The sequence below is a fragment of the Salinigranum rubrum genome (assembly GCF_002906575.1).
Taxonomy (GTDB): domain Archaea; phylum Halobacteriota; class Halobacteria; order Halobacteriales; family Haloferacaceae; genus Salinigranum; species Salinigranum rubrum.
Map to the genome: position 1 here is coordinate 2848655 of NZ_CP026309.1, position 22101 is coordinate 2870755.

Consider the following 22101-nt stretch of genomic DNA (forward strand, 5'->3'; position numbering starts at 1 on the left):
GTTAGCGGTCGATGAAGGGCAGCGAGACGACCTTCGCCCGCTTTCGGTCCCCGCGGACGACGACGTCGACCCGCGTGCCGGGGGCGGCGTGGTCGGCGGGGAGGTAGCCGAGGGCGATGGCCTTCGAGAGCGTCGGGCTCATGGTGCCGCTGGTGACGTGGCCGAGCGACTCGCCGGCTTCGTCGGTGAGTTCGTACCCGTGGCGGGCGATGCCGCGGTCGACGAGTTCGATGCCGACGAACTTCTCGTCGACACCCTCGGCGTGGACGCGTTCGAGCGCGTCGCGGCCGACGAACTCGGTGTCGAGTTTGACCGTGAAGCCGATGCCGGCCTCGTAGGGGTTGTGTGGCTCTTCTTCGGGGTGGAAGTCCTGCCCCGAGAGCAGAAAGCCCATCTCGATGCGGAGCGTGTCGCGCGCGCCGAGTCCGCACGGCGGACAGGCGTCGTCGTCGACGAACGCGTCCCACACCGTCTCGGCCTCCGCCCACGGACAGAGCACCTCGAATCCGGCCTCGCCGGTGTAGCCCGTCCGCGCGAGCAGACACGACGCCCCGGCGAGGTCGGCTTCCCGGGCCTCGAACGGGGCCAGTCCGGGTGTCGAGCCGAGCACCTCGGTGACGAGGGCGGGCGAATCGGGGCCCTGAACGGCGAACATCGCCCACTCCTCGGTGACGTTCGTCACGTCGGCGTCGAGTCCCCACTCGTCGCGGTGGTCGGTCCAGCGGTCGTACATCTGCTGGTCGTGGCCCGCGTTCGGGACGAAGAGGTAGGCGGCGTCACCGCCCTCGTCCGACGGGAGTCGGTAGACGACGGTGTCGTCGATGATGGTCCCTTCGGCGGTCGTGATCGTCGAGTACTGGGAGTCGCCCTCGTCGAGGACGGTCACGTCGTTCGACGTGAGCCGCTGCATCAACGCGGTCGCGTCCGGTCCGGTGACCTCGATCTCGCTCATGTGCGAGACGTCGAAGATGCCGGCCCGTTCGCGAACGGCGGTGTGCTCCGCTCGAATGGAGTCGAACTCCACGGGCATGTCCCACCCGCCGAACTCGGTGAACTTCGCGTCCCGCCCGGCGTGAACGTCCCGCAGTGGCGGCTTCCGAAGGGCCATAGTCGCGCATTGGCGGGAGTCAAGTAATGCTTTGGTATCGCGGCCGAGGGTGGTGAGTCGGCGACTCGTAACGACACTGACGTTACGGTGTCGTAGGCAAACGAGCGAGTCCGCGAATTGTCACGAACCGCCAGTGGAGTGACTGTATCGCGGACGAACGACGGTGGCTCCGCGAGTCGGGACGGAACCCGTGGCGTTGACGGCCGCGAAACGTCGGAGCGGGACGGACGGTCGTGACCGAACCCTTCCGGAGAGGTAGATTTATCACACCCCGTGGAGTAAAACATTACTATGAAGATAGTAACTATTTCTGAGGGCGCGTCGAGGGGAGAGCTGTGGGCGGAGAGCCGGCGAACCGCGACGTTCGCCGAGATGGCGAGCGCCATGCGCCGCGTCTGAGACGACTGTCTTCTCGGGTTCCGGATCGGACTGGCGTGGGCTGTCGCTGTCCCGACGATCAGCGTCGACGCGGCGCGACGGCGCAACTGCGAAGGAAGAGAACGAACGGAAGGCAGAGGAGGCGAGGGAGAGGCGGTCGTGAGGTGCTCGTGAGGTGGAAACTCGGCCCGCTCAGGCGCGGGCGGTCGTCGGCTCCGCGGAACCGGTGACGACTTTCTTCGCCGTCCAGACGTTCGCTCTGACGCCGGCCCGCGAGACGGACATCCGGACCTGTGCGCCTTCGGTGAGCGAGGCGAGCCGTTCACGGGCTTCGGTGTCGGCGTAGTCGACGACGTGGTACGTCGCACGAGTGTCGGCCGATTGAACGGTGAGCGCACCGTGGCTGTTCATCGAATCTATCACAATAAACGATTGGGGACTTTCTTCCCCACCTGCTCTGTTCATATCAACCAAATGAGCGTCCGAACACATAAATCTAAACATATACGACTCGGAACCTGTTCTAAGTGTATTAGGAATTCTAGTGTCGATTCCCCACACACCACGGAGAGGGGCGACGGTCGGTTCGTCGCGGCGGACGCGACGCTCACGAATCAGCACGCCTTTGTTCGCCTCCGGGGTATCGACCGCATGGACCTCCTCCAGCGGCTGTTCGCCGCCGAGCACACCGCGGAGCCGCGGGTCGCGCTGTTCGTCGACGGTCCGAACGTCCTCCGCGACGAGTTCGACGTCGACCTCGACGACGTTCGCGCGGCCGCCCGCGCGTACGGACGTCTCGCGACGACGCGGCTCTACGTGGACGAACACGCGACCCCGGGACTCATCCAGGCGGCCGAGGCACGGGGGTTCAACGTCGTCGTCACCAGTGGGGACGTCGACGTCAAACTCGCCGTCGACCTCACGCGACAGGTCGTCGAGTCGCGGGCGGACGTCGTCGCCATCGTCTCCCGCGACACGGACTTCAAGCCGGCGCTCGAAGTGGCGAACGAGTACGGCCTCCGGACGGTCGCCATCGCGCCGGGAACCCACGGACGCTCCGACGCGCTCCCCAACGCCGCGACGGAGAGCGTCACCCTCGGCGAGTGACCCGACGAGCGGGTCACCCCCTGCGAAAGCGCAACTGTTCTCCCGACGGGCGTCGATACGTCGCGCATGGGAATCGTCGATTCGGTCGTCGGGTTCGTCGTGAGCCTTCTCGTCGGTGGGTTCGGCATCTACGTCGGCGCGCGGTTCGTCGTCGACGAGCGCGACTACAGCCATGCCGTCGTCACCGCACTCATCGGCGCGGTCGTCTGGGCGGTCGTCGGGCTGTTCCTCGGGTGGATTCCGCTCCTGGGCGTGCTCCTCACGCTCCTGGCGTACATCGCCGTGGTGAACTGGCGCTACCCGGGCGGGTGGGTCGAGGCCGCGGGCATCGCCTTGGTCGCGTGGGTCGCGTCGCTCGTCACGCTCGCCGTCCTCTCACTGCTCGGCGTCGGGTCGCTGTCGGCGTTCGGCGTCCCGGGCGTCTGAGGTGAGAACGCGAGTGACGCATCCGGTCGGCTTTTGTTCCGGCCGTCGAACACCTCGACATGGACCTCGGGACGCCGGTGCTGGACAACCACCTCCATCTCGACCCGGAGCACGGACGGGGAATCGATGCCGTCGAGGACTTCGCTCGCCTCGGCGGGACGCACTTACTCGTCGTCAACAAGCCCTCGTGGCATCTCGGATGCGAGGCGGAGACCGGCGAGGACTTCCGGACCGTGTTCGAGACGACTCTCGGCGTCGTAGCGCAAGCGAGCGAGGTGCTCGACGGGCGGGCCTGGCCCGTCCTCGGCGTCCACCCGGGCCTCGTCTCGCGGCTGGTCGACGAGCGGGGGTTCGAACCGGCCGAAGCCCGTGACCTCATGTGCGACGGCCTCGACGTCGCCGTCGAGTACGTTCGGGAGGACCGGGCGCTCGCGCTGAAGTCCGGCCGTCCCCACTACGACGTCTCCGACGCGGTGTGGGAGGCCTCGAACGACGTGCTCCGGCACGCGCTCTCGCTCGGCGCCGACGCCGACTGTGCGGTCCAGCTCCACACCGAGTCGACCGAGGACCTGACCGACGTGGCCGGGTGGGCCGACGAGCGCGGGCTCCCTCCAAAGAAGGTAGTCAAACACTACGCCGGGCCGCGACTCGACGGCGTCACGCCGAGCGTGATGAGCGAACCCGACTGGCTGCGGGAGGCCGCAGAGGAGGGGAAGCCGTTCCTCATGGAGACGGACTTCGTCGACGACCCCGACCGGCCGGGCGCGGTCCTGGGACCGAAGACCGTCCCGCGGCGGGTTCGGACGCTCCTCGACGAGGGCTACGACGAGGCGGTCCGCCGCGCGCACGTGGAGACGCCGCGCTCGGTGTACGGAATCGACACCCGCGCGACGCTCTCGAAGTGAGTCATGTGAACGCACGACGGGTGGGAGCGTCCCGCACCCAACCGGGGAGAGGAAAGGCCTTTGACGACAGGAAGAGACTGTTTGGTATGACCGAGGTTGAGGAGACCTACTACACCGACGAACGGTGGCAGAACTGGCTATCGCGGGTCGACGAGGAGGATCTGGACCCCGAGAGCGAGGAGTCCGCGCGACTCCTGTTCAACATGCAGGACGACGCGGCAATCGCCGTCGCGAAGGTCCTCTCCGCGTACAAGGACGGGACCCTCGACCAGGAGACGGCGCTCGAAGAGCTCCGCGAGATCGGCGAGATCGTTCTCTCGGAGGTTCAGTTCGAGAGCGAGGAGAAGCTCATGCTCGTCGACGGCGTCCAGATGAGCCTCCGCTGCGTCTTCGCCGCGGGCGAGGAGTACGTCGCCGGCGGTCCCGCCCCCGAGGGCACCATCCCCGAACACGTCGAGGCGGCCGTCGCCGCCGAAGACGAAGAGGACCTCGACACCGCCTTCGCGCACGTCGTTCAGGCGGGCACGCTCGTCATCGAGGACAACGGCGAACTCGACGTGACCGTGCTGGAGGACATCGAGTACGGACTCGTGTCGGACTGGGTCTCCGGACTGGATTCGCTGCAGTCGGCGCTCGCCGACCCGGAAGTCATCGAAGAGGACGGCGAGGAGTAGTCTCTCTCTACCGCGGGGCGATGAAGTACGTCGCCGACGTGTCGCCCACTCCGTCCCCGTCGACGTCGATGAAGACGTTGAGAACGTAGAAGTCACCTCGCTGTGGCTCGAACGTCGAGCCGCCACCGTTCTGGTTCTCGTAGAACCGCATGACCACATCCCGGGTCTGTCCCGGGGAAAAGACCAGACTGGAACTCTCGAAGTCACCGCCGGTGTCGAGCGTCAGCGTGGGGCCCGACCCGACCGGGTCGAACGTCGCGCTGTTCGGGCTCGGGTCTCGGCTCCCGCTCTGTGCGTCGACGCTGTAGAAGCTGAGTTTGACCTTGGTGATGTTCTTCGGGTTGCTCGTATCGAAGTTCTCGAACGCGACCCGGACGGATTCGACCTCGCTCTGTTTGTCCGTCGGGCTGCCGCCCGCATCAGCCAGGTCTGCCGACCGCAGCGCGAGGTCGTTCCCGCCCGCCGGGTTGATACTGCCGCCCTCGCCGCCGGTGCCCTGACGGACGACTTCGATCGTCGTCGAGTTGTACGGGGAGACGCCCCGGCCGTCGATGGCGGCGGTTACCTCGGCGGTGTTGGCCGTGTCGTCGATGTCGAACGCGACGCTCGCGTGGCCGGCGGAGTCGGTCGTCACGGTGGACCCGCTCGTGACGGTGCCGCTGGAGGCGCTGAACGCGACGTCGACCCCCTCGACGGGGTTGTTGTAGCGGTCGCGGACCTCGACCGAGAGCCGCTTCGAGCCGGTGGTCGGCACCTCGGTCCCGTTGGCGTCCAGCGGAACGAGGTACTGCGGTTCGGTGTCGGCGTCGACGCCGGAGTCGCCGCGGTCGTGGACGATCACGCGTGCAAGTCGAAGTTCGTACGTCCGAGAGCCGTCGAACGTGACGTCGACGCGCGAGCCGTTGACCTCGGTCCCGAGGACGTTCGGGTTGTCCCGAAGCGACTGCGCGGCGGTCGAGTCGTTCCACATCTCCGCGGCCTCGGTCGTCCCGTTCCCGGGGACCGGAACGGTGACGCTGAACTCGCTCCCCGTGCCGGTGAGCGTCACCGAGCGCGTCGCCACGCTCGCGGGCGTCGCCGCCACCGACGTCGTCAGCGCCGAACTCCGAAAGTCCCCCTCGACGGTCACGAGGGTGATTCGGTTGCCGGTGACGAACGTCCGGCTGGTGAGAGAGAGCGGGCCGTTGTCGGTGAGTCGGTACGCCCCCTCGGCCGACAGTTCGACGGGAGGGACGTCGATGTTGTTGTACGCGGGCGTGAACCGCACCGACCGCGTGCTGAAGTTCTGCGGGCCGCGGGCGGACGGGGAGGTGTCCCAGACCCCACGGACGTTCGCCGGTTCGCCGGAGACGGCCTCGACGCCCGAGACGGTGACGTTCTCGGGCGACGTCGTCCGCAGGGAGCCGACCGACGGACCGGGGTTGATCAGTACCGCCCGTGAGGGGTACCGGACCCCGGTCTGAACGGACTGCGCCCGCGGACCGCCCTGGACGCCGGCCGCGAGCACGTCGTTCCGAAGGGTGACGAGGTCCTCCGTGGTCTCGACGTAGCCGTTGAACTCCACGCCCTCGTTCTCGGCGGGGACGACGACCGTCTGGGCGAACGCGAGGCCGATGATGAGAATTCCGAACAGTAGAACTGCACCGACCTGTATCGACTGGCCGCGGTCGTCGCCGATCATCGGTCGAACAAGACCGAGATGCCATATATGTGTGACGCCGCCGGTATCAATCACGAGAGACGAAAGGCGAAATCTGCAGATGTCGGCAGAGGTAGTGATTCGAACTGCATCGGTTCGTTCGAGAGCCGACTGCTCGTGGCGAGCGAACGCTCCATACCAGTCGTGATAGCAGGAGGCCGAAAGATAAGTACGACCGCCGGATACGGAGGGTAATGAACGACGCGCGAGGGAACCGAGGCCAGGCCGAAGAGGTCGGCGTGGTGCTCCTGACCGCCATCGTCGTCCTCGGCGTCGGCATGTTCGGCGCGTTCTACCTCGGCACCCTCGACCCGGGTGACGGAGCGAACGCGGACATCCACGTGGTGGCGGTCAACGACACCACCGACGCGGCCGCCGAGACGACGCTGACGGTGACACACGCCGGCGGCGAACCGATCGACGACGGCAAGGTCTTCCTCCAGAGACGTGACGCGTCGTACGCCTTGCCCGACCCCTTCGAGGAAGGGGTGGCGTGGAGCACGTCGTTCGCGGGCGCGCCCGTCGGGAGTCGACTGCACGTCCTCGTCGTCGAGAACGACACCAACTCCGTGGTGTTCGACAGTCGCGTGACCGTCCGAGACGCGACGACGGCCACGGCGGCGCCGGACTACGTTCCGCCGACAGGCGATGGCGGAGACGGTGGTGACGGCGGAGACGGTGGCGACGGCGGAGACGGCGGAGACGGAGGCGACGGCGGAGACGGAGGCGACGGCGGAGATGGTGGAGGTGGTGGGGTCCGCGACCCCGGCTTCGCCTACCTCGACTACAACGACAACCGCCTCTACGACAGCGGGACGCTGGACACGAGAGTCGACCTCGCCGACAACGACAACGGCGACGTCACCTACACCGCGCCGGCGGACCCGCTGAAGCCCACGCTCGTCGTTCCCGACAGCGTCAGCGGGGGTGAACTCCGAGCCCGAAACGGGAAGGTACGGGTGGAGGCCGACAGCGTCGACCTCGACGTGAGCCTGACGTCGACGACGGGCACGGTCGAGGTCGTCTCCCGGGAGCGAGCGATCTACGTCGGCTCGGACGACACGCTCTACGGGAGGAACGGCCGGGTGTCGGTCGACTCCGCCGACGACGTCCTCGCGGACGGCGCGACGTTCCGGTCGGACACGAGCGACATTTCGCTCGCGGGCGACGCCGTGTCGCTCGACGCCGCGACGTTCGACGCGCCGAACGGTCCCGTCACTATCGACGCGGAGGGGGACGTCGACGCGAGCGACGCGGAGGTCTTCTCCGGCACCGGGACCGTCACCATCACCGGCGGCACCGTCGACCTCTCGGCCGCGACCGTGACGGCGAACAACAACGCGATAACGGTCGATGCGAGCGGGGACCTGAACGCCGACGGCGCGACCATCGAGTCGGGGACCAGCGCGGTGTACGTCGCCGGGGAGGCCGTGAGGTTAGCCGGGGCGACGGTGACCTCGGGCAACAGGGACGTGACGGTCGAGGCGAACGGTGCCGTCGAAGCCGCCGGGAGCACGGTGTTTCGGTCGTCGACCGCGCTCTCGGTGACCGGGGCGTCCGTCGACCTGAGCGGGGCGACGCTCGAGAGCACGAACCGGGGACTCACGCTCACGGCGACCGGCGGCGACATCGACATCCGGGACGCCGAACTCGTCACGGCCTCTCGGTGGCAGGACGCGGTCGCCGACGTCACCGGCGGGGGAACCGTCCTCCTCGACGGGTTCACGCTCGAAGGGGACAAACGGCTCGACGTCCGCCCGGACGACGCCTACGAGCCACAGGACGGGTACGGGAACCGGGTGGAGTGAGTCGTCTCGGGAGGTCGAGCGAGCCGTATTTCGACATACGACGAAAGACCCATCGACAAACCCATATGCCCCTCCGGAGTAACACGCAGCCATGACGAGTGTAGGGATAGACGCCATCGAGATCTGGACCGGTAAGCTTCGGCTCGACCTGCCGAACACGTTCGCCCCGGTGAAGGGCGACGACCCGGAGAAGTACACGAAGGGGCTCGGGCTACACAACTCCTCGATGCCGGACGTCTACGAGGACATCGTGACGATGGGCGCCAACGCCGCGAAACGGCTGATGGAGCGGAAGGGGCTCTCTCCCCAGGACATCGGCCGTATCGACGTCGCCACCGAGTCGGCGTTCGACAACTCCAAGCCGGTGTCGACGTACATCGCGGGCTGTCTCGAACAGGTGTTCGAGGGCGACTTCCACCACGCGAACAAGGGCGAACGGAAGTTCGCTTGCGTGGCTGGGACCCAGAGCATCGACGACGCGTACAACTGGATCAAGGCGGGGCGAAACCGCGGTCGGGCCGCCCTCGTGATCGCCACCGACACGGCGCTCTACGCGAGAGGAGACCCCGGCGAGGCGACACAGGGTGCCGGCGCGGTGGCGATGCTCATCTCCGAGGACCCCAGCGTGGTCGAACTCTCCACGGAGCAGGGATACGGCAGCGCGGACGAAACGGACTTCCTGAAGCCGAACCAGCAGTTCCCCTCCGTCGACGGGAAGCGCTCGATGAAGGTGTATCTCGCGCGCATGCGCGAGGCGCTCGAAGACTACGAGTCGGTCGCGGGGCGGACCCACCCCGACGACATCACGTACATCCCCTTCCACACGCCGTTCCCGGGGATGGTCCGGAAGGCCGCGCTGCTCGGCTATCGGCACATGACGCGCGACACCGAGATCGAGGAGGAACTCGCCGCAGAACTCGGTCGACAGCCCCGCGAGGAGGACTTCGACTCCTGGGACGCCTACGAGGAGGCCATCCGCGGCTACATGGACGGCCTCAAGGACACCGACCGCTACCGCGACTGGTACGCTCGGACCATCGAGCCGACGCTCACGCTCTCGGGCCAACTCGGCAACTGGTACACCGGGTCGGTCCATCTCGCGCGGACCTCGGCGCTGAAAACCGCGGCCGAGACCGGGAAGGGACTCACCGGCGAGAAGCTCCTCGTCGGCTCGTACGGCTCCGGCGCGCAGGCGGAGATTCACGCCGAGACGGTCCAGGAGGGCTGGAAGGAGGAGATCGAAGCGCTCACCATCGACGAACAGATGGCCCGTCGGTACGACCTCTCGTTCGACGAGTACGAGCAGGTCCACGACGTCCACAACCACGACAAGGAGATCGACGTCGAGGAGTTCACCCAGCCCGTCGGCGAGTTCGTCTTCGCCGGCTGGGGCCGCATGAACGAGCGGAAGTACGAGTACGTCGACTGACCGGCGTCCCCCGAGGGCGGCGGAACGCTCGGAGGGGGCAACCACCCCCTGTTCAAGTAGGCTTTATATCGGGTTTATATACTAGTTCTCAATCAGGATAATTTGAGAGGTGGGTTTTTCACCCAGTGTGGGAGAGTGACGATCAGTGCTGTCTCCGATCCGACGCCTCGCGTTGGCCACTCTGGAACTCACGAGTGAGAACCAGGCCGCCGTCGCGGAGCCCCCGTGGTGGCCCGAGGCGATGCCGCCGGTGGAGGTGACGGCGGCGGTCATCGTCGGGACGCTCGTTCTCGCCGCCGTCGTCGCGGTCGTCATCGTCCGCGTCGTCGTCCCCAGTGGGGTTCGGGTCGTCCGCGCCGTCCGGCGTACCTGGGCGCGCGTCACCCCCAAGACGACGGCTGGAAAGGTCCTCTCCATCTTCACGCTGTTGTTCCTCGTCGCGGCCGCCCCGACGCTCGTGACGCTGGTCGACGCGAAAGGGGCCATCGGTAACGTCGCCGGCGGCACCGGTACCATCGCCGAGATGGACGGCGACGCCATCGAGTTCGTGGACGCGGCCGGTCTCGCCAGACCCTCTCCCGACAGGGACGGGGACCGCCTCCTCGACGGGTGGGAGGAGGCCGGCCGGACCCCCGACGGCGTCCCCCTCCCGGGGGCGGACCCCGACCGGAAGGACCTCTACCTGCAGGTGCTGTACGGCGACGGCATCGCCACCCTCACCGAGTCCGAACGCGCTCGGCTGCGCACCATCTGGGCGCGGATGCCCGTCTCGAACCCCGACGGTTCGACGGGCATCGCTCTGCACCTCGTCGACGAACGGCGGCTCGACCAGGAGGTCCGGACGTACGAACCGGACGAGGAGTTGATCCGGAGCCGGTACGACGACGCACACCTCGACGGGGCGACGTGCGTCTACTACCAGACGACGTTCGCCGACCTCACCCACCCGAAACTCGGCGGGCGCGGCGCGCTCGGCGGCTACGTCTCCATCGTCGACGGAACCGACACCGCCGGGGGCGAGGGCCGGTCGAACCGCGTGGCGTTCCTCACCCACGAACTCCTCCACAACACCGCCGGCCACGTCGAGGGGCGGACACACACCACGTCCGGGTGGTTGTCGCCGCGCTACGACGGGACGGACGCGGACGCCCGCCTCTCGGCGGCGACGGCCGCCGACCTCGACGACGGCTTCGAACTCGGCGGGTACGAGGAACGCCACCTCTGTGGTTCCTGAGACGAGGCGTCAGCCCGCGCGGGGCGCGCGTCTTCAGACCTCGAAGCGCCGCAGTGGTTTTAGTCGGGGTCGGCCCCCATGTGCAGGTAGACGATGTCCGTGCCCGATGGTTCGGACGCGTCGACCGACGCAGACGCATCGGCAATCCAGGCACCCGCCGACGCCGCCACAGAAGAGTCCGATTCGACGGACGGTGGTGGCTCCGACCTCCACTCGACCGGCCACGACCGTTCGTCCGACTCGGTGGTCGAGAGGGTCCTCGACTGGGCTCGCCACTGGCAAGCGTGGGGTGTCGCCCTGTTCTCGCTCCTCGTCGTCGGCTGGGCGGCGTTCCTCCAGCCCGAGGCCTCGCCGAAAGGGTACATCCCCATCTTCGTCGGGTTCGCAGCGCTCGCCGTCGGGTACGTCTACCTCGACGAGGAGAGTCAGATCCAGTTCGCGTCCAGCTAAGGACGGACGTCGCGCCGGGTCCGCGGCGTCGAGTCGCGGGCTCCGGGGATGACCGGGGGTGTGTCGGGTACCTTCCCCCTTCTGACCCCCCACACCCCGTACAGCCGGCACGCCCCCCATCTCACCCGTCCGGGAGGTCCACGTCGCCGACAGGGTCTCGCCGGAGCGTGATGTCGACGGTGAACCCGCCCTCCTCGACGCTGATGTGCGCCTCTTCGAGCCGACACTCGTAGCTCTGGTAGTGGTTCCCCTCCTCGTCGAACTCGGTGTGGACGCCCACGAGGTCGTACTCTTCGAGGGAGTCGAGCCGCCGGTACACCGTCGGCTGAGAGGCCGAACACCGTTCGGCGAGTTCGTCCGCCGAGAGGCGCTCGACGCTCGTCAGCGCCAGGAGTTCGCGGACGAGTTCGTTCCCGAGCAGGTCGAACACCGTCTCGGCTTCCCAGGCTCTGCTCACGGTCGATAGTGATTATCCGTGTACATAAGCGTCGCGTCGGTGCGTCTCGGGCGTGTCAGTGGCCTCGGGCGGGTGGTGGTGGTGGGTCGTGTGGATAGACTCGGGGAGAGACGGCGACCGATCCAGTTGAGAGACAGGTCCACGTGAGCGGAGAAACCGGTTGGGGAAGGTGAGGCTGCGGATCACCACGCCCGTGTGTCGCGCGGTTGTCTACTCGACTCTATTCACGGAACACGCGACTGCACTCACGAAACGCGTAACTCGCTTACGACCCCGCGTCTCTCGGCGTCACAGAAACGACGACAGCCTCTCCGAGAAGGGTCTTCACGGACTGAAGCGACCCACCACTTTTTTCTCACCCCAGCGTCCGCAGATCCGACAGCATCTCGTCGATGTCCCGCGTCGAAACCGCGAGCGAGAAGCCGTCGATAGTCGCCAGCGTCGCGGCGTGTTCCCACAGTTCGTCCTCGCTCAGTCCGTGCAACACCACGGCGTTCGGCGTCGGGTTCACCACGCGGAGGGCGACCAGCGGCGACTCGCCCCGGGTGACGTTCGTGAACACGAGCACCCGGTTCGTGGACTCGCCGTACAGCCGGTAGAACTCCTCCGACGAGAGCCGGGTGATGGCTTCGATGCTGTCGATGACGGTGTGGCCGCTCACCCGGTCGGTCTCGCCCCGGACGATCTCGCGCGCCCCGAGCGCGTCGTACACCCGGGAGAGGCGGATGGCCGTGGGGTACTCGCGGAGGTCCTGAACGATGTCGCTCTCGAAGCCCGCGCCGACGACCCGGGCGTACTGTCTGATGCGCGAGCCCCCCCGCGCCTCGTCGATGTCGAGGAGGGCGTTCACCATCCGGCTGACGACGCCGATGCCGGGGCTCTCTCGACGACCGGACTCGTAGTCGGAGACGACCGACGAGGAGACGTCGAGGTGGTCCGCGAGCGCCGTCTGGGAGACGTCGAAATCGGTGCGCCACTTGCGGAGCGTCGCACCGGGGTCGTCGCTGAGCGTGACCTCGCCGGCGATACGTCGCGCGAGGTCCGCGCGCGGACCGTCGGTCACCGACCCGTACCCCCCGCCTCGTAAGCGACTGTGGACATATCCACTCGTCGGCCCAGCGCGGACAAAACCGTACCGAAACCCACCTTCGACGGTCGTCGAGTGCCGCGGCGAGGCTAAGGCTCAAGCCGTCGCCTCTCCCACTCCCGGTATGCCCTCGACACTCGTGCACATGGCGCTCGGCGGACTCGTCGGCGCCGCCTTGCTCACCAGCGAGTTCGACGCGCGGGCCGTCGCCCTCGTCGTCGCAGTCACGGCGGTCCCCGACCTCGACTCGCTCGCCGGGCTGGTGCTCCCGGGCGCCCACCGCTCGCTCTTTCACAGCTTCCTGTTCCCCGCGCTCGTCTGTGGCCTCCTCCTCGTCGACACGCTCCGGGAGGAGTCGCTCCTCCGCACGCGGTACGGGGAACGCGGCGTCAGACTCGCCTGGGTGTCCGTCGCAGCGATGGTGTTCGGCGGCATCCTCCCCGACCTCTTCACCAACGGCGTGAACGCTTTTTATCCGGCTGTCGACGCCTTCTACACCGTCGACGGGAAACTCCTTCTCTCGGACCAGCGGGGCCTCGTCCAGACGTTCGTCGAGCTTCAGCCCGAACGGACGGAACCGCGGCCCACGACGCAGACGCTCCACTACAGCACGCCCGTTGACCCCCAGCCCGGAAACGAAGAGAGAAACGTCGAGCGGGTCGCGCCGGTGTTCCAGGCCGGCTGGGAGCTGATGCTCGTCGTCGTGAGCAGCGTGGTGGTCGCGTTCCGCCTCTGGGACGCGGAGCGGCGCTGAACGGTCGTTTTCGGGGGAATCCCCTCCGTGTGGGGGTGAACGAGCGCACGAGCCAGGAGTACGAGTGAAGCCGCCATAAACCGAATACGGCGATAGGAAACGCTGTAGCGCGGCGTGAGATGGCCGGCGTCAGGGGACGACGGCCGCGCTGCGCCGGACGACCGAAGTCAGAGCGACGCGTCGCCCTCTGTCGGAAGAGATGCGCACCTCCGCGGGGGGCCGACCGCACGTCCCGTGGACTCAGTCGAGCCGTTCCGGTTCCGTCCGGGTGCGTTGCTCCCTGACGTTCCCCGTATTGGAGGTCTCGCGTGGCTCGAACAGGACGACGTGAGCCTCTCTCTCGGCGACCGGTCGGTGCTCGACGCCGCGGGGGACGACGAGGAACTCCCCTTCCCCGAGGGTGACGTCGTCGCGGTCGCGGAATTCGATGCGGAGTTCACCGCGTCGAATCAGAAACAGTTCGTCCGCGTCCTCGTGGTGGTGCCAGACGAACTCGCCGTCGACCTTCACGAGTTTCACCGCCTGTCCGTTCAGTTCGGCCGCGACGCGCGGGTTCCAGCGGTCGTCGAAGGTCGAAAAGGCTGCGTCGAGATTCACCTTGTCCATGCGTGTCCGACGCGGACGAGGCCGATAACCGCACCGAGGGTGAGAGTGGTTCAGTCCGAACTCGCGCCCTCGCCGGCGTCGATACTGCCGACTTCGGGCGCCGACTCCTCGGCCGTCGCGGTTTTGAGTTTCCCGGCGGCGACGGTGACCACGTAGATGCCGACGGCGATGAGGACGATGACGCCGCCCGCGGTGGCCTCCGCGTAGTAGGCGACGCCGATGCCGAGGAGAACCGCGAGTTCGGCGAGCACGACCGAGACCACGAGCGACTCGGAGAAACTCCGCGACACCTGCGCCGCGCCCGCGACGGGGACGACGAGCATGGCGGCGACGAGGATGACGCCCATGATCTGCATCGCGCCGACGACCACCAGCGCGGTCAGCATCACCATGATTCGGTTGTACCACGTCACGGAGATACCCGACACCGCCGCGGCCGTCTCGTCGAACGTGACGTACAGCAGTTGATTCCGGGTGAGGCCGACGGTGGCGACGATGACGGCGAACAGCACCAGCAGGATGGCGGCGTTCTCCGCCGACACGGTCGAGAGATTCCCAAAGAGGTACTGGTTGATGCCCACGGCGAGGCCGCCCGCGTTGAGACTGATGAGGACCGTCCCGAGGGCGAACCCCGTCGAGAGGACGATGGCCATCGAGACGTCGTTGTAGGCGTCGGTCACTTCGGAGATGACCTCGATGAGCAGCGCGGCGATCATCGCGACGACGACGGCCGAGAGGTACGGGGAGACGCCGAGGTCGAGCACGCCGTTGAGAAAGAGGCCGACGGCGACCCCCGCGAAGGCGGTGTGCGCCAGCGCGTCGCCGATGAGCGCGAGTTGGCGGTGCACCAGGAAGGTGCCGATGAGCGGAGCCATCACGCCGATGCAGAGGCCGACGAGGATGGCCCGGTGCATGAAGCCGTACTGGAGCAGTTCGATGCCGGTCGCCCCCGCCACCCAGAGGAGGAGTTCGGACCAGTAGCGCAAGAGCCAGTAAATCGGGGCGAGGACGGGGTCGAGGGCGCTGCCCCCCGCCTGCAGCGGGAGTGCGAGCGTCGCGGTCATCGTTCGATCCCCGCGAACGCGGCGGCGGTCCCGAACGCCCGGGCGAGCGCGTCGCTCTCGACGAACTCCGCGGTGGGGCCGTCGAAGTACACCTCGCGGTTGAGACAGACGACCCGGGCGGCGTGGTCGGTCACCGCCCCGAGGTCGTGTTCGATGAGGAGCACCGTGATCCCCTCCGCGTTGAGCGATTCGAGCAGTCGGTAGAACGCCTCGACCGACTCGGCGTCCACCCCGACGGTGGGTTCGTCGAGAACGAGCAGGTCGGCCTCGCTCGCGAGCGCGCGGGCGATGAACGCCCGCTGTCGCTGGCCGCCCGAGAGCTGGGTCACTCGGCGGTCGGCGAAGGTGCTCATACCCACCGTTTCGAGGGCGCGGTCGACGATAACGTGGTCCGCCCGCGAGAGGCGGCCGAAGCCGACGTGGGGGAACCGACCCATCCGCACGACCTCGCGGACGGTGATGGGCATCTCCTTGGCGGCGCTGGCGTGCTGGGCGACGTAGCCGATGCGCGCGCCGTCGTCGAACCCGTGTGCGGGTTCGCCGAACAGCCGGACGGTCCCGTCGTCGGGTCGCAGCAGGCCGAGCATGAGTTTCATGAGCGTCGATTTCCCCGACCCGTTCGGCCCGACGATGGCCACGTACTCGCCAGAGTCGATACGGAGTGAGACGTCCCGGACGACGGGGCTCGCGGTGTAGCCGAAGGAGACGTCGGCGAGTTCGATGACTGGGGAGGACGTCACTCGAAGTTCCTCCACTCGGCGGCCCAGCCGTCGCCGCCGACCTCTTCGGGTGCGCGGTTCCCGAGGACCACCTCGAACGTCGGCATGTTGATGTTGTACGCTATCTCCTCGTACCCCCAGCCCTCCTCGACCCAGTCCTCGCGGACGCCCGCGTAGGGCGTCACCGGGAAGTACGCTTCCACCGCGGTCTCGGCCACGAGTTGCTGCGCCGGCTTCCGCGTCTCGAAGACGCCCGCCCCGATGTATCTGATCCCGTTCTCGTCGATGACGCGCTTGGCCTGGGTGATGTCGGAGGGTTTGACGTCGCCGCTGGCCGCGAGGTTCACCACGAGCGGGCGCATCTCGACGCCGTAGCGGACGCCGATGTACTGGAAGGCGTTGTGCGCCGCCAACTGAACCACCTTCCGCTCGGCGCGGTCGAAGACGTCCTGATAGTCGCGGTCGATCCTGTCGAGGACGTCGCTCTTGTACGCCGCGGCGTTCTCGCGGAAGGCGTCCTCGTGCTCGGGCGCGAGTTCGACGAACCCCGCGGTGATGTTGTCGACCGCCTGCTTCGCCCGCTGGGGGTCGAGCCAGAAGTGGGGGTCCTTCCCTCGCCCCGCGCCGACCCCTTCCTCGTCGGGGTCGAGGCTGGCGGCGAGGTCGACCAGTTCGACGCCCTCGCGGACGTTGATGAGTTGGGTGTCGACGCCGTCGTCCTTCAGGGTCTGGATGGCGCGGTCGGCCCACGGCTGGAAGTTCTCGCCGACGTGAACGAACGCGTCCGCCTCGATGATGTCCCGCGTGACGCTCGCGTTCGGCTCCCAGCCGTGGCCGTGCAGCCCCGTCGGGATCAAGTTCTTGATCGTGAGCGGCGTGCCGCGGGCGACTTGCCGCGCGAAGTCGTAGAAACTGAAGAAGGAGGCGACGACGACGGGTCCCTCCTCGGAGCCACCGCTACCGGTGCTGGAGCCGGAGCCAGAGCTAGAGCCGGATCCGGAGCCGGCACCGGCGGTCGCGCTCCCGCCCAGACAGCCGGCGAGCCCCGCGGAAACGAGGCTTCCGCCCGCTGCGAGGGCGGCCCTGCGTGACCAGAGCCGGCTCTCGGTCGAATCCTGTGTACTCTTCATGCGTGACTTAGACAGTCTACACCCATATAATTTTGTCTGTCGCAATAATAGTTTAGAGTCGTCTAATTCATGCGGCCGGGACGATGGCAGCGTTGACGTACCCCGGCGCGGTATATCGGGTATGACGGAGGTCACCGTGCGGCCCTACGACGACGGGGACGCCGACGAACTCTGGTCGCTGAAGCGCGGCTTCGAACTCGGACTCGGACACGGGACCGGTGGCGACGACAAGGGTGCGACGTACGCGGCGAAACTCACCGAGAGCTATCGGCGGAAGTGGCTCGCGTGGGTCGAGCGCTGCGTCGACGAGGACCCCGACTGCGTGCAACTGGCGGTCCACGAGGAGGGGCCCATCGGCTACGTCTTCGTCCTCCCGGCCTCGCTGGCGTTCGTCTGGGACGCCGCCGTGCTGAACGAACTGTACCTCGACCCGCCCGCACGCGGCACGGGTGTCGCGGACGACCTGATGGAGGCGGCGCTCGCGTGCGCCGAGAAACAGGACCTCCCTTTGGAGCGACTGGTGCTCGACGTGGACCGCGAGAACGACCGCGCGCGAGCCTTCTACGACCGCTGGGGTTTCGAACACTGGGGCGAGATGGTGGCCCGCGAACTGTGACCCCACGGGAGTCTCGTCGACTGACACGAACCGGGGCGAGTGGACAGCTTCAAGCGACCACATCCCCCAGAGGCTGACGATGCTGCTGCGAGACGCCCGACTCCTGTCGAGCGACGTCGACCGCGTCGGTGACCTCCGCGTCGTCGACGGTCGCATCGGCGCTGTCGGTGACCTCACTCCCCGGTCGGACGAGCGCTGTCTCGGCCTCGACGGGCGAACGCTCATGCCCGGCCTGGTCGACGCGCACGTCCACTTCTCGCTCTCCGCCGAGACGACGATCGAGTCCGTCGTGAACATGTCCGACGCGGAACTGGCGCTCGCGGAGTCGCGGAACGCGCGGAAGACGCTCGAAGCGGGCGTCACCGGGGTTCGGGCGATGGGCGCGGCCGGCGTCGACCTCCACCTCAAGCGAGCGGTCGAGCGCGGCGACGTCCCCGGGCCGCGGATGGTCGCGAACGGCCGGTCGATCACCGTCACGGGCGGACACGGTCACCACCTCGGGAGGGAAATCGACGGGCCGGTGGACGCCCGGAAGGCGGTCCGCGAGCAGGTCAAACGCGGCGCGGACTTCATCAAGTTCATGACGACCGGCGGGGTGACGACGCCCGGCACCGACCCCGATACGGTCGCGCTCACCGACGACGAACTCGACGCCCTGGTCGACGAGACGCACCGCCACGGCCTCCACGCGGCGACGCACGTCCACGGCGCGGAGGGGGCGAAGGCGGCCGCGCTGGCCGGCGTCGACACCATCGAACACGGGACGTTCCTCGACGAGGAGGCCATCGAACTCATGCTGTCCGAAGAGGTGACGCTGGTCCCGACGCTCTCGGCGCCGTACTACATCGTCCGCAACGTCGAGTGGGCGACGCCCGACACGGCACGGAAGACCGAACACATCTACGAACGCCACATCGACTCGTTCGCACGAGCGGTGGAGGCGGGCGTCACCATCGCCGGCGGCACCGACGCGGGCACCCCGTTCAACGACCACGGCGCGAACGCGGCGGAGGTGACGTTTATGATCGAACACGGGCTCTCGCCGCGCGCGGCCATCGAGGCGATGACCGAGACGGCGGCACGGACGGTCGGCCTCGACGACTGCGGGACCCTCGACGAGGGCGCACACGCGGACCTCCTCGTGATCCAGGGCGATCCGCTGGAGGATTCGACGCGGCTCAACGCGCCCGAAGCCGTGCTCTTCGGTGGGGAACTCGCGTCGGGGTACCTCCCGACGGAGGAGTGAACCGAGCGGGTCCGGGCTAGCTCACGCCGAGGTCGCTCAGGCGCTCTTGGCCTCCTTCCGCCCCGAAACCTCGTCGACGTCGACCCGGAAGAACCGGAACGTCAGCTCGCGCGGGTGACGGTCGAACACGTCGACGAGGGGAATGTGGACCCGGCGCATCGCCTGTACCACGTCGGAGTCGATGGCCGCCTCGGTCGCCTCCTCCAGACGACCGGTGACGACGACGCTCCGCCACCCCGCATCCTCCTGTCGGTGGACCACGAGCGACAGCGGCCGGTTCGCGGTGACGACCGCCTCCTTTCCGCTCTCGGTGTCGAACGCGAGTCGAAGGTAGAGTCCGTCAGAGTCGGCATCGTACCCGTACGAGACCGGCAGCGAGTACGGGGGTTCACCCTCCTCGGTGGCGAACGAGACGACACCGGTCCCGCCGGTGCCGAGGAACGCGGCCCGTTCGTCGTCGTCCATCCGTACCGAGCGCGTGTCGTTCATACCCCGAGGTAGGATGTCAGCAAGCAAAAACGATGCGACGGGACCCGGGGAGCGAGAAACGACTCTCGCCTCGACCTACACCTGTTTGTGGCCCGTGAGTTCGTCGGGCGCGAGCCGGAACAGCTCGAAGTCGAGTTCGCGCGCGGGCCGGTCGAAGACGGTGAAGAAGGGGATGTTGACGCGGCGGATGGCCTCGACGACGCTGGAATCGATCGCCGCCTCGCCGGTCTCGCGCAAGCGACCACGCGCGACGACGCTCCGCCACCCCTCTTCGGTCTCCCGATTCACGACGAGCGTGGCGGGACGGCTCGGTCCGATGTACTCCCGTTTCCGGCTGTCGGCGTGGAAGGCCAGACGGAGGTAGAACGTCCCCTCCTCGCGGTCGTACCCGTACGAGACCGGAATCGCGTACGACTCGTCGTCCCTCGCGAGCGCGAGTACCCCCGTCCCCTCGTTGCCGAGAAACGCGTTCACCTCTCTGTCGTCCATGAGTTCCGCGCGAGACACACCACTAGAACGACACCAAGTGGTATAAGTTCACACCTCCTGACGGTTCGGCGCTCGGCCACGCGGGACGGACGGTGGACCCGAGCGTGGGCCGACGAGGGACTCGAACGGACGCGATGAACCGGTCCGAGCCTCGTTTCGTATCGCGCTCTGCGGTTTATGCCACCGACAACGGCGGCCGTCCACCGCGTTTAGATGTGCCCAAAATTCGGAACGGTTTCGCGTGTCTGGATGGGCTAAATCGCATGCCGAGAGGGACACGAGGCGGCGGAGCGCCCACGATTCAACACGCCAGCACGGGCAGCGGCGGCTTCGAGGTGACGGAGGTGGCGGTGGTCGACCCGTCCGGGACCCAGCACACGGAGGCGAACGGCGTCGGCGTCCTCGGCGCGGGCGACACGGCCGAGGTACCACTCGCGCGTTTCGCCACCGCTGGGGGACACGCGGCTCACAGTCCACGTTCGCGGGAAACAGTACGACGCCGACGGCGAGGTGGTCAGAAGCGGCCACCTCACACGTCCGGCGTACGTGAGCGTCTCCGAGCCAACAGAGTCGACGGCGACGACGACGGTCGAACTGAACAGTCGACCGACGGGGACGGGAGCACCGCCGTTCTGCGCTCGTCCGCCCCGTCTCGCTGACTTCCGGGGTCGCCCTGCTCGCGGGCTGTTCTCGTCCGTCCGCGTTTCTCCGGGTCGCCCGGCTGAACACGTCGAGTCGGGGCGTTCGCGACGAAAGAAGCTCCCGGCGCGGACTACGCTACGATGTAACCGCGTGCGCCTGCTATCAGGCCCGCATCATGCCGCGGCAGTGCTCGGCGCACGCTTCGAGGACGTCGGCGCAGACCTGACAGTGGTCGTGGTCGTGGCTGGAGCACTCCTCGGCGCACTCCTCGCAGACGCCGGCGCAGGCTTCGGCTAGTTGGTCGCTGTAGTTCGAGCCCCGGGCCACGAAGCGGGCGTGCAGGGAGGCGATGTCCGCGACGTCGCGGCAGAGCCGGGCGCACTCTTCCATCTCCTCGTCGCCGAGACACTCGTCGGCACACCACTCACAGACCTCGGCGGCCTCGTTGCAGATCTCGATACACTCGCGTTCCTCGTCGCTCAGTCCGTCGATCTTCGAGACGGTCTCTGCAAGGGACATTGCGTTACTACGTCGGTGGGGAACCGGATTCAGCTTCGTGCTTGCACATGTCGGTGCTGTTCTCGCGTCGGCGTAATCCATTGCGACCGGAATCCGGATACCCTCGTCGCAGTACACCGGCCTCGTCATGCCGAGGCAGGCTCAGAGGAACTCGTTCGGAAGTCATCGATGTGATCGTAGTAGTACGCGAGTGCCCTGTGGACGTCCGCGAGCGTAAGGTCCAGACGGTTCACTCGACACACGAGAGAGACTGAGACACACACGTCGAGACGATGTAGACTGGACGGAGAAGTCGGCGAAATCGTGTGTGCAGTGTGTAAACACGTTGGTTCGCCGTTCAACGACTGGTCACCGCCGAGGTGATGGACCTACTGCACCCGGCGACGCTTTCGGTGGGTGTGTCTGTATATATGGGGAATATTCTTGTCTCTACCCATCATACGTCGGTGTATGTCGGACGCGAGACTCGACGACCGGGGGCGTCTGACGCTCCCGAAGGAGATGCGAGAACGATACGGTGAACACTACCACATCGTCCAACTTCACGACGGAATCAAGTTGATTCCGGTCGCGGACGACCCGCTCGACGCGCTCCGAGAGGAGTTTGCGGACGTCGAGAAGACGGCTAGCGAACTTCGCGAGGAAGCCCGCGAAGCGGCGTTGGACGAGGCCGGACGCTGAATGTACGCCGAGACCGATTTCCTTCTCGCACTCATCAAAGACGAAGACTGGCTCGGAGATGCCGCCGAGGCGGTGTATCGCGCACACCGAAACGAGCTGTGGACATCGCAGTTCACGCTCATCGAACTGCTCTTGGTCGCGTACCGCGAGGACCGAGACACGGAACGAGTCGTCACGAACGCCGCAAAGCTCGTGGAGGTTCGCGGCGACGTGGACACGGTCGTCGCGGCAGCCACGTACGTCGAAGACCACGGACTCACTCCCTTCGACGCGCTCCACCTCGTCGAATCTGATGGAGACACCGTCGTCTCCAGCGATGGGGCGTACGAAGGCTTCGTCCCCCGTCTCGGTCTCCAGAGCGTGGACGAGGAGTAGCCCTCCGCA

General features: G+C 67.3%; 26 protein-coding genes. 13 read left to right on the forward strand and 13 right to left on the reverse strand.

Features of this window, described 5'->3' with window-relative positions; genetic code table 11:
- Position 1 precedes the first annotated feature (1 nt).
- Both gcvT and C2R22_RS14015 read right to left on the reverse strand, forming a co-directional pair.
- Complete coding sequence (gene gcvT, locus C2R22_RS14010) at positions 2–1108, reverse strand: glycine cleavage system aminomethyltransferase GcvT (protein WP_103426302.1); 1107 nt, start codon at positions 1106–1108, stop codon at positions 2–4.
- 570 nt (positions 1109–1678) lie between these two features.
- Positions 1679–1897, reverse strand: coding sequence for a hypothetical protein (locus tag C2R22_RS14015; RefSeq protein ID WP_245902771.1), 219 nt, complete (start codon positions 1895–1897; stop codon positions 1679–1681).
- Between the two features lie 240 nt (positions 1898–2137).
- On the opposite strand from C2R22_RS14015, the gene C2R22_RS14020 reads away from it, so the two are divergent.
- The 4 genes from C2R22_RS14020 (at position 2138) to C2R22_RS14035 (ending at position 4598) form a co-directional block, all read left to right on the forward strand.
- Positions 2138–2593 (forward strand): NYN domain-containing protein, encoded by a 456-nt coding sequence (locus tag C2R22_RS14020; RefSeq protein WP_103426304.1) that lies wholly within the window; start codon positions 2138–2140, stop codon positions 2591–2593.
- Between the two features lie 66 nt (positions 2594–2659).
- The gene (locus C2R22_RS14025; RefSeq protein ID WP_216824736.1) at positions 2660–3019 is read left to right on the forward strand and encodes a hypothetical protein; all 360 of its coding nucleotides are present in this window, start codon (positions 2660–2662) and stop codon (positions 3017–3019) included.
- Positions 3020–3078: 59 nt separating this feature from the next.
- Positions 3079–3924: a TatD family hydrolase gene (locus C2R22_RS14030; protein WP_103426305.1), complete on the forward strand. Its 846-nt coding sequence runs from the start codon at positions 3079–3081 to the stop codon at positions 3922–3924.
- 86 nt (positions 3925–4010) lie between these two features.
- Positions 4011–4598 carry a DUF2150 family protein gene (locus C2R22_RS14035; protein WP_103426306.1) on the forward strand — a complete coding sequence of 196 codons (588 nt, stop codon included), beginning with the start codon at positions 4011–4013 and terminating at the stop codon, positions 4596–4598.
- A gap of 7 nt (positions 4599–4605) precedes the next feature.
- Here C2R22_RS14035 and C2R22_RS14040 read toward each other — a convergent pair whose 3' ends face one another.
- Complete coding sequence (locus tag C2R22_RS14040) at positions 4606–6279, reverse strand: Ig-like domain-containing protein (protein ID WP_103426307.1); 1674 nt, start codon at positions 6277–6279, stop codon at positions 4606–4608.
- Positions 6280–6491: 212 nt separating this feature from the next.
- On the opposite strand from C2R22_RS14040, the gene C2R22_RS14045 reads away from it, so the two are divergent.
- The 4 genes from C2R22_RS14045 (at position 6492) to C2R22_RS14060 (ending at position 11218) form a co-directional block, all read left to right on the forward strand.
- Positions 6492–8105 (forward strand): type IV pilin N-terminal domain-containing protein, encoded by a 1614-nt coding sequence (locus C2R22_RS14045; RefSeq protein ID WP_103426308.1) that lies wholly within the window; start codon positions 6492–6494, stop codon positions 8103–8105.
- Positions 8106–8196: 91 nt separating this feature from the next.
- Positions 8197–9534: a hydroxymethylglutaryl-CoA synthase gene (gene hmgB, locus C2R22_RS14050; RefSeq protein ID WP_103426309.1), complete on the forward strand. Its 1338-nt coding sequence runs from the start codon at positions 8197–8199 to the stop codon at positions 9532–9534.
- A 172-nt stretch (positions 9535–9706) separates the two neighbouring features.
- Positions 9707–10768 carry a hypothetical protein gene (locus C2R22_RS14055; RefSeq protein WP_162562507.1) on the forward strand — a complete coding sequence of 354 codons (1062 nt, stop codon included), beginning with the start codon at positions 9707–9709 and terminating at the stop codon, positions 10766–10768.
- Between the two features lie 93 nt (positions 10769–10861).
- Positions 10862–11218: a hypothetical protein gene (locus tag C2R22_RS14060; RefSeq protein ID WP_103426311.1), complete on the forward strand. Its 357-nt coding sequence runs from the start codon at positions 10862–10864 to the stop codon at positions 11216–11218.
- A gap of 121 nt (positions 11219–11339) precedes the next feature.
- On the opposite strand, the gene C2R22_RS14065 is transcribed toward C2R22_RS14060, so the two are convergent.
- A complete protein-coding gene (locus tag C2R22_RS14065; RefSeq protein WP_103426312.1) occupies positions 11340–11675 on the reverse strand; it encodes an ArsR/SmtB family transcription factor in 336 nt (111 codons plus the stop codon).
- Between the two features lie 355 nt (positions 11676–12030).
- Positions 12031–12738: a helix-turn-helix domain-containing protein gene (locus C2R22_RS14070; RefSeq protein WP_103426313.1), complete on the reverse strand. Its 708-nt coding sequence runs from the start codon at positions 12736–12738 to the stop codon at positions 12031–12033.
- A gap of 148 nt (positions 12739–12886) precedes the next feature.
- Between C2R22_RS14070 and C2R22_RS14075 the strand changes: the two genes are divergently transcribed.
- The gene (locus C2R22_RS14075) at positions 12887–13516 is read left to right on the forward strand and encodes a metal-dependent hydrolase (protein ID WP_103426314.1); all 630 of its coding nucleotides are present in this window, start codon (positions 12887–12889) and stop codon (positions 13514–13516) included.
- A 240-nt stretch (positions 13517–13756) separates the two neighbouring features.
- Here C2R22_RS14075 and C2R22_RS14080 read toward each other — a convergent pair whose 3' ends face one another.
- From C2R22_RS14080 to C2R22_RS14095, 4 genes are read right to left on the reverse strand one after another with little or no spacing between them, the layout of a single operon-like run.
- Positions 13757–14122 (reverse strand): cupin domain-containing protein, encoded by a 366-nt coding sequence (locus C2R22_RS14080; protein ID WP_103426315.1) that lies wholly within the window; start codon positions 14120–14122, stop codon positions 13757–13759.
- Positions 14123–14172: 50 nt separating this feature from the next.
- Positions 14173–15186, reverse strand: a complete 1014-nt coding sequence (locus C2R22_RS14085; RefSeq protein WP_103426316.1) for a metal ABC transporter permease — start codon at positions 15184–15186, stop codon at positions 14173–14175.
- Positions 15183–15926: a metal ABC transporter ATP-binding protein gene (locus C2R22_RS14090; RefSeq protein WP_394342365.1), complete on the reverse strand. Its 744-nt coding sequence runs from the start codon at positions 15924–15926 to the stop codon at positions 15183–15185. Before C2R22_RS14090 ends, C2R22_RS14085 begins: the two co-directional genes overlap by 4 nt.
- Positions 15923–17035, reverse strand: coding sequence for a metal ABC transporter substrate-binding protein (locus C2R22_RS14095; RefSeq protein WP_103426317.1), 1113 nt, complete (start codon positions 17033–17035; stop codon positions 15923–15925). Before C2R22_RS14095 ends, C2R22_RS14090 begins: the two co-directional genes overlap by 4 nt.
- Before the next feature lie 121 nt (positions 17036–17156).
- On the opposite strand from C2R22_RS14095, the gene C2R22_RS14100 reads away from it, so the two are divergent.
- Together C2R22_RS14100 and C2R22_RS14105 are read left to right on the forward strand one after the other, a co-directional pair.
- Positions 17157–17651 carry a GNAT family N-acetyltransferase gene (locus C2R22_RS14100; protein WP_103426318.1) on the forward strand — a complete coding sequence of 165 codons (495 nt, stop codon included), beginning with the start codon at positions 17157–17159 and terminating at the stop codon, positions 17649–17651.
- Positions 17652–17730: 79 nt separating this feature from the next.
- On the forward strand, positions 17731–18897 hold the full coding sequence (locus tag C2R22_RS14105; RefSeq protein WP_103426319.1) for a metal-dependent hydrolase family protein: 1167 nt from the start codon (positions 17731–17733) through the stop codon (positions 18895–18897).
- Between the two features lie 36 nt (positions 18898–18933).
- Here C2R22_RS14105 and C2R22_RS14110 read toward each other — a convergent pair whose 3' ends face one another.
- The 4 genes from C2R22_RS14110 to C2R22_RS14125 all read right to left on the reverse strand — a co-directional run bounded on the left by C2R22_RS14110 (position 18934) and on the right by C2R22_RS14125 (position 21036).
- Positions 18934–19386, reverse strand: coding sequence for a pyridoxamine 5'-phosphate oxidase family protein (locus tag C2R22_RS14110; RefSeq protein WP_103426320.1), 453 nt, complete (start codon positions 19384–19386; stop codon positions 18934–18936).
- Positions 19387–19461: 75 nt separating this feature from the next.
- A complete protein-coding gene (locus tag C2R22_RS14115) occupies positions 19462–19893 on the reverse strand; it encodes a pyridoxamine 5'-phosphate oxidase family protein (RefSeq protein ID WP_245902772.1) in 432 nt (143 codons plus the stop codon).
- 236 nt (positions 19894–20129) lie between these two features.
- Positions 20130–20336 carry a hypothetical protein gene (locus C2R22_RS25125; protein ID WP_162562508.1) on the reverse strand — a complete coding sequence of 69 codons (207 nt, stop codon included), beginning with the start codon at positions 20334–20336 and terminating at the stop codon, positions 20130–20132.
- A gap of 343 nt (positions 20337–20679) precedes the next feature.
- Complete coding sequence (locus C2R22_RS14125; protein ID WP_103426322.1) at positions 20680–21036, reverse strand: four-helix bundle copper-binding protein; 357 nt, start codon at positions 21034–21036, stop codon at positions 20680–20682.
- A gap of 450 nt (positions 21037–21486) precedes the next feature.
- Here C2R22_RS14125 and C2R22_RS14135 point away from each other — a divergent pair, with 450 nt between their 5' ends.
- Both C2R22_RS14135 and C2R22_RS14140 read left to right on the forward strand, forming a co-directional pair.
- Positions 21487–21717 carry an AbrB/MazE/SpoVT family DNA-binding domain-containing protein gene (locus C2R22_RS14135; protein ID WP_103426323.1) on the forward strand — a complete coding sequence of 77 codons (231 nt, stop codon included), beginning with the start codon at positions 21487–21489 and terminating at the stop codon, positions 21715–21717.
- On the forward strand, positions 21718–22092 hold the full coding sequence (locus tag C2R22_RS14140; protein ID WP_103426324.1) for a PIN domain-containing protein: 375 nt from the start codon (positions 21718–21720) through the stop codon (positions 22090–22092).
- The last annotated feature ends 9 nt before the right edge of the window (positions 22093–22101 follow it).

Coding starts and splice junctions, on each gene's coding strand:
- C2R22_RS14015 (WP_245902771.1), bottom strand. CDS start 1,897: ATGAACAGCCACGGTGCGCTCACCGTTCAATCGGCCGACACTCGTGCG.
- C2R22_RS14035 (WP_103426306.1), top strand. CDS start 4,011: ATGACCGAGGTTGAGGAGACCTACTACACCGACGAACGGTGGCAGAAC.
- hmgB (WP_103426309.1), top strand. CDS start 8,197: ATGACGAGTGTAGGGATAGACGCCATCGAGATCTGGACCGGTAAGCTT.
- C2R22_RS14075 (WP_103426314.1), top strand. CDS start 12,887: ATGCCCTCGACACTCGTGCACATGGCGCTCGGCGGACTCGTCGGCGCC.
- C2R22_RS14135 (WP_103426323.1), top strand. CDS start 21,487: ATGTCGGACGCGAGACTCGACGACCGGGGGCGTCTGACGCTCCCGAAG.
- C2R22_RS14045 (WP_103426308.1), top strand. CDS start 6,492: ATGAACGACGCGCGAGGGAACCGAGGCCAGGCCGAAGAGGTCGGCGTG.
- C2R22_RS14085 (WP_103426316.1), bottom strand. CDS start 15,186: ATGACCGCGACGCTCGCACTCCCGCTGCAGGCGGGGGGCAGCGCCCTC.
- C2R22_RS14080 (WP_103426315.1), bottom strand. CDS start 14,122: ATGGACAAGGTGAATCTCGACGCAGCCTTTTCGACCTTCGACGACCGC.
- C2R22_RS14140 (WP_103426324.1), top strand. CDS start 21,718: ATGTACGCCGAGACCGATTTCCTTCTCGCACTCATCAAAGACGAAGAC.
- C2R22_RS14105 (WP_103426319.1), top strand. CDS start 17,731: ATGCTGCTGCGAGACGCCCGACTCCTGTCGAGCGACGTCGACCGCGTC.
- C2R22_RS14125 (WP_103426322.1), bottom strand. CDS start 21,036: ATGTCCCTTGCAGAGACCGTCTCGAAGATCGACGGACTGAGCGACGAG.
- C2R22_RS14020 (WP_103426304.1), top strand. CDS start 2,138: ATGGACCTCCTCCAGCGGCTGTTCGCCGCCGAGCACACCGCGGAGCCG.
- C2R22_RS14040 (WP_103426307.1), bottom strand. CDS start 6,279: ATGATCGGCGACGACCGCGGCCAGTCGATACAGGTCGGTGCAGTTCTA.
- C2R22_RS14095 (WP_103426317.1), bottom strand. CDS start 17,035: ATGAAGAGTACACAGGATTCGACCGAGAGCCGGCTCTGGTCACGCAGG.
- C2R22_RS14100 (WP_103426318.1), top strand. CDS start 17,157: ATGACGGAGGTCACCGTGCGGCCCTACGACGACGGGGACGCCGACGAA.
- C2R22_RS14110 (WP_103426320.1), bottom strand. CDS start 19,386: ATGAACGACACGCGCTCGGTACGGATGGACGACGACGAACGGGCCGCG.
- C2R22_RS14060 (WP_103426311.1), top strand. CDS start 10,862: ATGTCCGTGCCCGATGGTTCGGACGCGTCGACCGACGCAGACGCATCG.
- C2R22_RS14025 (WP_216824736.1), top strand. CDS start 2,660: ATGGGAATCGTCGATTCGGTCGTCGGGTTCGTCGTGAGCCTTCTCGTC.
- gcvT (WP_103426302.1), bottom strand. CDS start 1,108: ATGGCCCTTCGGAAGCCGCCACTGCGGGACGTTCACGCCGGGCGGGAC.
- C2R22_RS14030 (WP_103426305.1), top strand. CDS start 3,079: ATGGACCTCGGGACGCCGGTGCTGGACAACCACCTCCATCTCGACCCG.